At 45.1% G+C, this 8432-nt stretch carries 6 protein-coding genes and 1 pseudogene; all 7 read left to right on the top strand.

Annotated features, from left to right (window positions below):
* A partial coding sequence (locus tag STRDD11_RS06980) for an IS3 family transposase (protein WP_128836846.1) occupies window positions 1-453 on the top strand: 453 nt, incomplete at its 5' end.
* 381 nt (window positions 454-834) lie between these two features.
* Window positions 835-1755 carry an ABC transporter permease gene (locus STRDD11_RS06975; RefSeq protein WP_128836702.1) on the top strand — a complete coding sequence of 307 codons (921 nt, stop codon included), beginning with the start codon at window positions 835-837 and terminating at the stop codon, window positions 1753-1755.
* A 13-nt stretch (window positions 1756-1768) separates the two neighbouring features.
* Window positions 1769-2701 carry a carbohydrate ABC transporter permease gene (locus tag STRDD11_RS06970; protein ID WP_128836701.1) on the top strand — a complete coding sequence of 311 codons (933 nt, stop codon included), beginning with the start codon at window positions 1769-1771 and terminating at the stop codon, window positions 2699-2701.
* A 69-nt stretch (window positions 2702-2770) separates the two neighbouring features.
* Window positions 2771-4252 (top strand): ABC transporter substrate-binding protein, encoded by a 1482-nt coding sequence (locus STRDD11_RS06965; protein WP_128836700.1) that lies wholly within the window; start codon window positions 2771-2773, stop codon window positions 4250-4252.
* Window positions 4253-4435: 183 nt separating this feature from the next.
* Window positions 4436-5054: pseudogene (locus tag STRDD11_RS06960) on the top strand (DUF624 domain-containing protein).
* On the top strand, window positions 5051-6694 hold the full coding sequence (locus tag STRDD11_RS06955) for a sensor histidine kinase (RefSeq protein WP_128836699.1): 1644 nt from the start codon (window positions 5051-5053) through the stop codon (window positions 6692-6694). The pseudogene STRDD11_RS06960 and the gene STRDD11_RS06955 overlap by 4 nt, the downstream one beginning before the upstream one ends.
* A gap of 12 nt (window positions 6695-6706) precedes the next feature.
* A complete protein-coding gene (locus STRDD11_RS06950) occupies window positions 6707-7990 on the top strand; it encodes a response regulator transcription factor (protein ID WP_128836698.1) in 1284 nt (427 codons plus the stop codon).
* The last annotated feature ends 442 nt before the right edge of the window (window positions 7991-8432 follow it).

Genomic DNA, 8432 nt, shown 5'->3' with positions numbered 1-8432 from the left:
TTTCTGAAGTATGGACTGGGGAAGAAGGCTTATCTCAGTGCCATTAAGGACCTTTATGACGGTTCGATTGTTGCCTATCACATCAGCCAGCACAATGATAATCCTTTGGTCATGGAGAATCTGAGAAAGGCTATGGAAGCCAATCCAGGAGCAGCACCGCTCATTCACAGCGACCGTGGTTCACAGTACACATCACGAGAATACCGTATGGTAACTACTCAATATCAGATAACTCGTTCGATGTCACGAGTAGGCAAGTGCATTGATAATGCGCCGATTGAGAGCTTTTTCGGCCATTTTAAGACGGAGTGTTATGACTTGAAGAAGTATAAGACATTTGAGGAGCTGGTCGCTGATATCGATGATTACATCTACTTCTACAATAACCAACGATTTCAAGAGCGCAACAACGGCCTTGCCCCTCTTGAAAGGAGGAACAAGGCCGTTGCTTAATCTTTTATTATTTCATTGTCCACTTGACAGGGAGCTGTTCAGGGCAGCCCTTGTTTATCAGCTTTTTTTGTCTCCGACAATCTCTTCAAACCGCGTCAGCACCGCTTTGCCCTGCTTTTGAGACTTCCTAGCGGAAGCTTTACCTGCCGCCTCAAAACCTCCACTGGAGCTTTTGAGCAGCTCGCTGCCCTATCGTCCTGTATGTTAAGCGATAGGCCGAAACTGTCCTCCAGACAGTTTTACTGCTAAATGCAAAGGAAAAGACGATAATGAAATAATTTGTAGAATTTTTTCTATAATTAGGAGTTTAATCACCGACAGAAAAAGGCTTATAATAAAAACGTGAAACCGGTAACATTACAAAAAGAAAGGGAGATCTGAATGCACAAATTCATAAAAACTTTAAAAGATAATATCATCTTTTTCCTCATGGTTCTGCCCGGTGTGATATGGTTTATCCTGTTTTTCTACATACCGGTTTTGGGCAATGTGGTAGCGTTTAAAAATTTCAAACTGAGCAGCGAAGGCTTTATCCACAGTGTGATGACCAGCAAGTGGGTCGGGCTGGATAATTTCAAGTTCCTTTTTAATTCCAAGGATGCTTTCACCATTACGAGAAATACCATTCTTTACAATGGCGGCTTCATCATTCTGGGGCTGATTTTTTCGGTCGGGATTGCCATCATCTTCAGTGAGCTTCGCTCCAAGAAGATGGTCAAAATCTACCAGACGACCATGCTTTTTCCCTATTTCCTCTCATGGGTCATCATCAGCTTCTTTGTTGATGCTTTCCTAAACCCAGGAAAGGGGCTGCTGAATCATCTGATGCAGAATCCTAATATTAACTTTTATACCGTTCTTTCCTTCTGGCCGGCCTTTATTCTTTTTATCGGGATTTGGAAAGGTCTGGGTTACAGCAGCATTCTCTATTATGCCAGCATCATGGGAATTGATCCGACCTATTATGAAGCCGCGACAGTTGACGGTGCGACGAAGTGGCAGCGGATTCGCAATATCACCCTGCCGTCTCTCGCCTCTCTCATCACTGTCCTGACGATTCTGGCTGTCGGAAATATCTTCCGGGCAGATTTTGGGCTCTTCTTTACAGTGCCGCATGATTCAGGCTCTCTCTACAGTGTGACCAATGTTTTGGATACCTATGTTTACCGAGGTCTTACAGGGACCGGCGACATCGGGATGGCATCAGCGGCCGGCCTGTACCAGTCCATTGTCGGCTGTATTCTTGTAATCGTCAGCAACCTGATTGTCCGCAGAATCGATAAAGAATCCGCTCTGTTCTAGGAAGGAGGAACGCATGAAATCAAAGAAAATTCACAAGGAAAAAGTTGATAATGTGGGGATTCACTCCTTCAATAAGAAAGCCGATTTCTTCTTTAACATACTGATTGCGATGTTCTCGCTTTCCTGTATCCTGCCTTTCTTCTTTGTTATAATTATTTCTCTGACAGATGAAAGCAGCTTGATCCACAATGGCTTTGCTTTTTGGCCTTCCCAGTTCAGCTTTGCAGGCTATGAATTTCTATTGTCGCTGAAAGACAAACTCTTACAGTCTCTCTTTATAACGGTCTTTATCACAGCCGTCGGAACCACTCTCAATGTCTTTTTCACAACGACTTATGCCTATGCCATCTCCCGCAGAAGCTTCAAATACAGACGCTTCTTTACCCTCTTTGCCATGGCCAGCATGCTCTTTCAGGCCGGGATGATTCCGACTTATATTGTCATGACCAATCTTTTGGGTCTGGGCGATACGGTATTGGCTCTGATTCTTCCTTTGCTCCTCAGTCCCTTTAATATCATTTTGATGCGGACCTTTTTCAAGCGGACCATTCCGGAAGCCATTATTGAATCGGCTAAGATTGACGGAGCCAGCGAGACGCGGATTTTTTTCCAAATCTGCCTGCCCCTGTCCTTGCCGGGCATTGCCACTATTACTCTCTTTACGGCCCTTGCCTACTGGAATGACTGGTTCAATGCCTTGCTTTATATCCGCAGTGACAATCTGGTTCCCCTTCAGTATCTTCTGATGAAAATCCAGCAAAATATGGATTATCTCTCCAAGAGTGCCGGAGCCAGTGTCCAGCTGGCTGGTCTGACAGGCTCATTGCCCAAAGAGTCAGGCCGCATGGCTATGGTCGTGATTGCGACCCTGCCCATTGCCTGTGTCTATCCGTTCTTCCAGCGCTACTTTGTCAAGGGACTGACCATTGGCGGCGTGAAAGAATGAGAGACCGAAAGCAGTTTTGACTGCTGCCCTTTATCATATCATGTAAATCATTTAAAAGGAGATCTTCCTATGAAAAATTGGAAAAAATATGCTTTAGCTTCTGCCAGTCTATTGGCCCTGTCAGCAGCTCTTGCAGGCTGCGGCAGCCTGACAGGAGACAACCAAAAATCTTCCAAGACAGATGACGGCAAAACTGTGATCAAGATGTATCAAATTGGTGATAAACCAGACAATCTTGACACATTGCTGGAAAATGCCAACAAGATTATCGGTGATAAAATCGATGCCAAGCTTGACATCGAATACATCGGCTGGGGGGATTACGAGCAAAAGATGAATGTCATTACTTCATCAGGTGAAAACTATGACATTGCCTATGCGCAAAACTATGTCATCAATGCTCAAAAAGGCGCCTATGCTGATCTGACAGACCTTTATAAGAAGGAAGGAAAGGAACTTTATGATTCTCTTGATCCTGCCTATATCAAAGGAAATACTGTCAACGGCAAGATTTATGCTGTGCCGGTCAATGCCAATGTGACTTCTTCTCAAAATTTTGCCTTTAACGGCCCGCTCCTTGAAAAATATGGCATCAGTGATATTTCAAACATTCACTCTTACCAGGATTTGGAACCGGTTTTGAAAACTGCCAAAGAAAAAGATCCGAAGGTTGTGCCATTTGCCATTGGCAAGAACTTTATTCCTTCTGACAATTTTGACTATCCTGTGACCAACGGCCTTCCGTTTGTGATTGACCTTGAAGGCGATACGACTAAGATTGTCAACCGTTACGAGGTGCCGCGTTTCTTGGAAAGCTTAAGAACCATCCATAAATATTATGATGCAGGCTATATTCCAAAAGATGTTGCAACCAGTGACACAGCCTATCAGCTGTCTGAGGATACCTGGCTGGTCCGTGAAGAAACTGTAGGGCCTGCTGACTATGGCAATAGCTTGCTTTCACGTGTTGCCAACCGCACCATTGAAATCAGTCAGCTGACTAAAAATTACAAGAAGAGTCAGACCACTCAAGTAGCCAACTTTGTTATTTCCAATAATTCTAAAAACAAAGAAAAGTCAATGGAGCTGCTGACCCTGCTCAACACCAACCCCGAACTGCTGAACGGCCTTGTCTATGGTCCAGAAGGTGAAAACTGGGAAAAAGTTGAAGGCAAGGAAAATCGGGTCCGCACTCTGAAAGGCTATAACGGCAATACCCACATGTCCGGCTGGAACACTGGCAACAACTGGATTCTTTATATCAATGAAAATGTAACCGATCAGCAGATTGAAGATTCTAAGAAAGTACTTGCAGAAGCACCGGAATCACCGGCTCTTGGCTTTAACTTTAACGTAGATCCTGTCAAAGCAGAAGTATCCAGCGTTACAAATACGATGAAAGAATACGACACAGCTATCAATACTGGTACGGTTGATCCTGATGTTGAAATTCCTAAAATGATGGAAAAACTGAAATCAGAAGGCGCTTATGATAAAGTGCTGCAGGAAATGCAAAAACAATATGATGAATTCCTTGCGGCTAAGAAATAAGCAGAACTGGAATCCTCCTCAGCTGAACTGAGGGGGATTTCATACTCTTCGAAAATCAATATCAGGCCTAATCATGAAGCTGACATGCGGGCATAAGATTCTGAAAAAATTTTTGAAAACGATTAAAATATGATATAATCGTTTAATATGTTAGATTGTTTTGTAAAGAAAAAGGAGTGAAAAATGGGCAAACTGATTGAAATACTGTTTCAACGGGTCTATATGGCCATGATGGCTTCGGCTGTTTTTTGGCTGCTGGCTTTATGCGGCGGTCTGGTTTTAGGTCTGGCTCCGGCCGGGACAGTCTTAATGACGCTCTTTCAGCAGTATCGTTATGATTATAAGGAGTATCACTGGCGGGAAGCCTGGTCCTTGTTTAAAGAAAATTTTATCAGTGCCAATCAGGTTTTTTACAGCTTTTTCTTAGCAGAAGGCCTGCTGCTTTACGGTATTTATCTGCTGGTGCAGCTGCCTCGGCAAAGCATTTTTTATCTCCTACTGACGATTCTGAATCTGCTTTTTCTGCTGGCTGCGCCCTTGGCCTATGCGGTCTATCTGAAGCTGCAGGTCTATTTTGAGCTGTCGTATAAAAACCGGATCAAACTGTCCCTGATCGGTATTTTTCTCACTATTTCGGCTATGCTGAAATTATCGCTGGGCACAGCTTTGCTGCTGCTTGCCGGCTATTATATGCCGGCCCTGCTCTTTTTGTATTTGTCGGTCTCTGGCATTTTTTGCCAGTGATATTCTGGAGCCGATATATCAAACAGTTCAGTCTAAATTGGTAGCAAAAGAAAAATGAAAAAATTCTGGTTGCATTCTTTATTAAAGTCTTATGCCATCATTATGGTTGTGATTATCGGCTGTTTAGGGCTGATTCTTTCTTATGCGGAATGGCAGGGAAAAAATCAGGAAGCAGAGCGCATTTCCCAGCGGGCAGCCAGCCGGCTGGCTGATGAGGTGGACTATTACAACCGCCGTTCCAATCAGCTGGCCCAAAGTTTGGTTGAGAATCAGGCCAAGCTGGAGGGAGTCTATAAATATTTTGCTCTCAGTCCGGCAGACTATGCCAGCTGGCGCCTGTCAGACAGCGTGCCGGATTATGTTCAGGTGTCTCTGCATCAGAATATCAATGATATTTATGTTGAAAATGATTTTATCAAAGGGATTGACATTGCCCTCAATGATTATAAAACAGTCTTTGTTTCGACGAGAGATGCCAGAGGCGGCAAACAGCTGCCTGCAGAAGATTACAAGCCGGCTGCCACTGCCTTTCCTGTCGCTGTTTATGATAAGACTGCCGATCAGAACATCGGGACGGTCTATGTGACCGTTGACGAAGCTATTTTTGCCAATGTACTGGACAATGTCCGGGGAAGGCTGCCTTTGGCCGTCAGACTTTGGTCGCCTTATGGGAAAGAAATGCTGCATTTTAGTGATGGGCAGTCAGTCAGAGAGGCTCGATGGATTAGGAAGGAGACCGTCTATAATTATGTCATACAGGTCGCCCTCCCAGCTTCCTATCTGATGGACAGCGCGATTTCCAGCACCAGTCTGATTATTATCTCCGGTCTCATTTTAGTCCTGCTTCTTTACCTGATTTTGCAGAGGATCTTTTTAAATTACCAAAGGCAGGTCGCCGATATTGTAGAGACGATTCAGGCTATTGCACAAGGGGAAAACGAGAAGCGGATTGCTACAGCAACCAAGGAGCAGGAGCTGCTCCTGATTGCAGCCAATACCAATACGATGCTGGACAGTCTGGACAAGAACATCCGGGATATTTATCGCCTAGAGCTCAGCCAGAAGGATGCCAATATGCGGGCTCTGCAGGCTCAGATCAATCCCCATTTCATGTACAATACCTTGGAATTTATCCGCATGTATGCAGTTATGCAGAGTCAGGAAGAACTGGCTGATATTATTTATGAATTCAGCAGTTTGCTGAGGAATAATATCTCAGATGAGATGCAGACAACACTGGAAAAAGAACTGGAATTCTGCCGTAAATACAGTTATCTCTGCATGGTCCGCCATCCTAAGTCAGTTGCTTATGGCTTTAAGGTGGATCAGGGGCTGGAAGGCCTGCAGCTGCCTAAGTTCAGCCTGCAGCCCTTGGTGGAAAACTATTTCGCCCATGGCATTGACTACCGCCGTCAGGATAATGTAATCAGTGTCAAAGCGCTGAAGAAAGACGGTGCTGTCCAGCTGCTGATTGAGGACAATGGGCGCGGCATGGCAGCTGAAAAGCTGGCTCAGATTCGGCAGATGCTAGCGATCCGCCGTCAGGATGATTCTGAAAAAAGAGAGAGCAGAAAATCAATCGGAATCATAAATGTTCACGAACGCCTCCTGCTCTTTTTCGGCGACCGTTATCATATTCAGATCGAGTCACAGGAAAATCAAGGAGTCCGTTATAGGATAGAAATACAGGATGAATAGAGAAAGGACAGGATGTACAAGGTATTATTAGTTGATGATGAGTATATGATTACAGAAGGGCTTAAGGTACTGATTCCCTTTGAAAAGTGGAAGATGGAGGTTGTGCAGACAGCCAATGATGCGGAAGCGGCTCTGGAATACATCAAAAACCACAGCGTTGACTTGGTCATTACAGATGTCAACATGCCGGGGATGAACGGTCTGGAGATGATTGCTCAGATGAAGGCTTCTCTGCCTCGGGCAGCTTTTATCATTCTGTCGGGTTATCAGGAGTTTGACTATGTCAAAACAGCCCTCAATCTGCAGGTGGCGGACTATCTGGTTAAGCCTGTCAATAAGCTGGAACTGGCGGCCCTGTTGGAAAAGCTGTCCAAGAACTTTGAGCAGTCTTCCGATCAGCAGCTGGAAAGAGTTTTTCAGGATGAAAGCGAGGAGGAGGACATTGCCAGTTTGCTGGAGGGAAAGGAAAGACTTTGGCTAGGGGCGGATGTTGTTCCCAAAGGTTTCTCCTCTGCTCCCTATCGTGTCTTGGACCGAACGCTTTATCTCTTCCTTTCCAGTCAGAGGGGAGGGACTGTTTACCAGGAGGAATTTGCTGCCCCCTACAAGAAGCAGCTGCAGTCTTTTAAGGTCAATCTGGAAAAAAGTCTCTTCTACGGCACAGTCAGCCTGCAGGAGACAGATCCGCTTTTCAGCTATTATGAGCCGGTCTATCGGGTGATTATTCAGGGCAATATCGCACAGATTTTGGAAGAGTTGGATTTGTTGGAAGACATCGTCCTGCGGAGTACGCCTAAAGTCTCTATCACCAAGCAGCTCTTTATCCAGTTCATCATGGATGTTTATCATCTTTTTGAGCATTTGAAGCCGGACGACATCACGGCCATTATCAGAGAAATTGAGGGAATGAACAGCTTTGACAGTCTGTTGGCCTATATCAAGCTGCAGCTGTCCAGTTTGTTTGATCAATACCGCATGAATGAAAATGTAGCTAGCGTTCTGGAAGTGATTGGCCGAGACTATCAAAAGGAACTGTCCTTGAAAGACATCAGTCAAGAGCTCTATATCAATTCGGTCTATCTAGGCCAGTTAATCAAGCGAGAAACCAACTCCACCTTTGCTGAGCTCCTGAACAAACAGAGAATCAAGGCCGCCCAGCAGCTGCTTTTGTCAACGAATGACAGTATTGAAGATGTTTGCTATGCGGTCGGTTACAGCAATGTTGGCTATTTCTATAAGGTTTTCCGCAAACTCTGCGGCAAGTCGCCTAAAGCTTATCGCAGGCAGATGGATTAGCAGCTTCTGTCTCAGCTGGATGGACCGCCGGGGCGGCAATGCTAAAAAAAGTAGAAAAAAAGATATAGAAGGGTCAGTGCAAAAAGGCCTGACCGGTGCTATAATCGGAGAAAGAGGTGCAGACAAGGGGAGCGGAGTTCCCGGCTTCGGAGCTTTTCGGAGTCTGAAAGACGAACGATGCAGACACATCTTAAGGGGAGCTTGATCTGCAAGCTGAAACAGTCCGTTGGACGATTTCAGCAGTCCGCTGCCGCCTTAAGAGTTTTTGCAGAAGAAAGCGAGACTGAAACCCTTTTGTATCAGCCTCTGACAGTACTGGCGTCAAACGGATGAGTCTGTGCCGCCCTCACCCCCCTCGGGCTGTTAAAGCAAGCCGAGCTAACAAAGTAATAAAAAATAAAGCAAATGACTATAACACACATAAGGAGAAAGAAGTATGGTC

Source organism: Streptococcus sp. DD11, from assembly GCF_001578865.1.
GTDB classification, from domain to species: Bacteria; Bacillota; Bacilli; order Lactobacillales; family Streptococcaceae; genus Streptococcus; species Streptococcus panodentis.
Note: the sequence above shows the minus strand (reverse complement) of the source record. Positions and strands in the feature narration are given on the sequence as shown.